Source organism: Bradyrhizobium sp. (assembly GCF_049581145.1).
Lineage (GTDB): Bacteria > Pseudomonadota > Alphaproteobacteria > Rhizobiales > Xanthobacteraceae > Bradyrhizobium.
Genome location: NZ_JBAURI010000348.1, coordinates 1 through 2,356, shown reverse-complemented (window position 1 = coordinate 2,356; position 2,356 = coordinate 1). Strand labels below are relative to the sequence as shown.

The 2,356-nt window shown below is 62.5% G+C and carries 2 protein-coding genes; one reads left to right on the top strand and one right to left on the bottom strand.

Annotated elements, in window-relative coordinates; all coding sequences use genetic code 11:
• Positions 1-236: 236 nt before the first annotated feature.
• On the top strand, positions 237-836 hold the full coding sequence (locus WCB02_RS11365; RefSeq protein WP_423958250.1) for a cysteine hydrolase: 600 nt from the start codon (positions 237-239) through the stop codon (positions 834-836).
• Positions 837-1,030: 194 nt separating this feature from the next.
• Here the strand turns inward: WCB02_RS11365 and WCB02_RS11360 are convergent, their stop codons facing one another.
• The gene (locus WCB02_RS11360; RefSeq protein WP_423958248.1) at positions 1,031-2,230 is read right to left on the bottom strand and encodes an ABC transporter substrate-binding protein; all 1,200 of its coding nucleotides are present in this window, start codon (positions 2,228-2,230) and stop codon (positions 1,031-1,033) included.
• Positions 2,231-2,356 lie beyond the last annotated feature (126 nt).

Below are 2,356 nucleotides of genomic sequence, written 5' to 3'. Positions count from 1 at the left end.
GCCATCCATTTCCACGGGATTCGCGACCCGGCCCGTGTGACTCATTGCACCCTGGACAAGCGTATCTTCGGGAACTGGGCCGGGATCCGGGCTGCGGCGTACATGTAACAACCGGCTGTTACCCGCCGAGCGAGGCGACGAGATAGGATGTTTGACCGCAACAATTTGGGCAGGTCTCGCTTCGATCGATCCCTCGCAAAGAGGCAACAGAAGCAGGAAACGACGGGAGAAAGCCAATGAATCCGAAGACGACAGCAATCGTCCTGATCGAATATCAGAACGACTTTACGACGGTGGGCGGCGTGTTCCATGACGGTGTCAAAGCCGTCATGGAGGGAAACAACATGCTGGCCAACACCGTCGACGTCGCGAACAAGGCCCGTGCTGCGGGCGCCACGGTCATGCATGCGCCGATCAGCTTTGCCGAGGGATACGGCGAACTCACCAGCCATCCCTATGGGATCCTGAAGGGCGTGGTCGACAACAAGGCCTTTCGCAAGGGATCATGGGGCGCCGCGATCGTCGACGTCCTGACGCCGCGTCCTGACGACATCGTCATCGAGGGCAAACGCGGCCTCGACGCGTTTCCCAGCACCAACCTGGATTTCATTTTGCGAAGCAAGGGCATTCAAACCGTGGTGCTGGCTGGGTTTCTGACGAATTGCTGCGTGGAATCAACCATGCGTAGCGCCTACGAACGCGGCTTCGACGTCGTGACGCTGAAGGATTGCACGGCAACGCTGAGCCAGGAGGCGCAGGACATGGCGCTGACCCACAATTTCGGGATGTTCTCCCATCCCATGAATCACGACGAGTTCTTGAAGCTTTTGGCCTGAGGCGACTAATCCGACTGCGCACTAAACTAGACCCCTCCTGGTGTGGAGGCGCGTTAGCGCCGTCTCGAACCATGAGGCCCCGCTGCGTGTTCCGGGCCTCGTCCTTCGAGACGCTCGCTTTCGCGAGCCTCAGGATGAGGGTGAAAGCTGTCATGACGCAGTCGCACTAAACCGTGCGGAGCTGTTCGGCTCGCTCACTGCGTCATCTTGCACTCTGTTCCGACCGGGAATGCGGTCGCGGCGGGGACGGTCGCCAGCACATCGAACCAGGCGTGCGGCTCCGGCAGTTCGGCCGGCGCTCTGACCTTGACGACGTAGAGATCATGCACGACGGCATGGTCGCTGGCGCGAAACTCGCCGCCATGGGCGAAGAAATCGTCGAACTTGTGCCCGTCCAGGGCACGGACGACCGCATCGGCATCCGTGGTCCCTGCGGTGCGGACCGCATTCAGCCATTGCGTCGTGGCCGAGTAATCCGCAGCCTGGGCTTCGGTCGGCCGGCGGCCGTCATGGGCCGCGGCGAAGCGGTCAGACCACGCGCGGGCTGCGGCGTCGAGATTCCAGTACCAGGGCACGGCCGCCTCCACGCCGGCATAGCCGCCCTGCACCCGGTCGACGTCCGACAGATAGAGCAGCGCCGTGGTCGTCATGGCTGGCAGCCCCAACTTCGTCACGGCCGACACGCCGGCATCGTCCTTCGCACCGGCATCGATGACCGCCACCACCTCGGGGTTCAGACCCCGCAACTCGTCGACTACGGCTGAGTAATCGCTTGTCGCGGCTGGCAAAACATAGGACTTCACGACCTGGCCGCCATGCGCCGTGATGATCGGCGTCATCGTCGCGATGCCGGCCCGGCCGAAGCCGGTATCCTCCGAGAGGAAGACCCAGCGCTTGCCATGGGATTTCTGCGCCAGATAATCGGCCGTCGTGGTTTCGATCGCCGGCAGGTCGAACGAGTAATGGTAGACGTACCGGCTGCAGGCGCCCCGGGTCAAAGCGGGTGCGGCGGAGCCGGTGCTGATCGCCAGTTTGCGCCTTTCGTTGGCGACCTTGGCCACCGCCAGCGCGATCGGCGAGTTCTGCACGTCCATCAGCAGGTCGGCACCGGCGTCATAGGCCTGCGTCGCAAGCCCCGGTGCTTCCGCGGGCTTGTTGTGGTCGTTCAAGGCGTCGACGATGATCGGTCGGCCCAGCACCGTCCCGCCGAAATCTGCGACAGCCATACGGGTGGCGTCCACTCCGCCGCGACCGGATCGCGCATCGTAGATATCGTCGTCCAGATCGGCGATCACCGTGATGTGAATCGATGCCTGATCGGCAGCGTGCGCAACGCCAACCGAGGCAGCGAGGCTGCATGTGGTGAGCAGAACGGCCCTTAATCGAGCGAGCATGAGTGTCCTTCCTTCATGAGGAAGCCATCTGCACACGTTTAATGGCAAGCGGGTGACACATGAAGAGCCGGCCCATTCACATTGGCGTTGTCCTGGATTCAACAGGTCCGCTCATCGTCGCTTCAA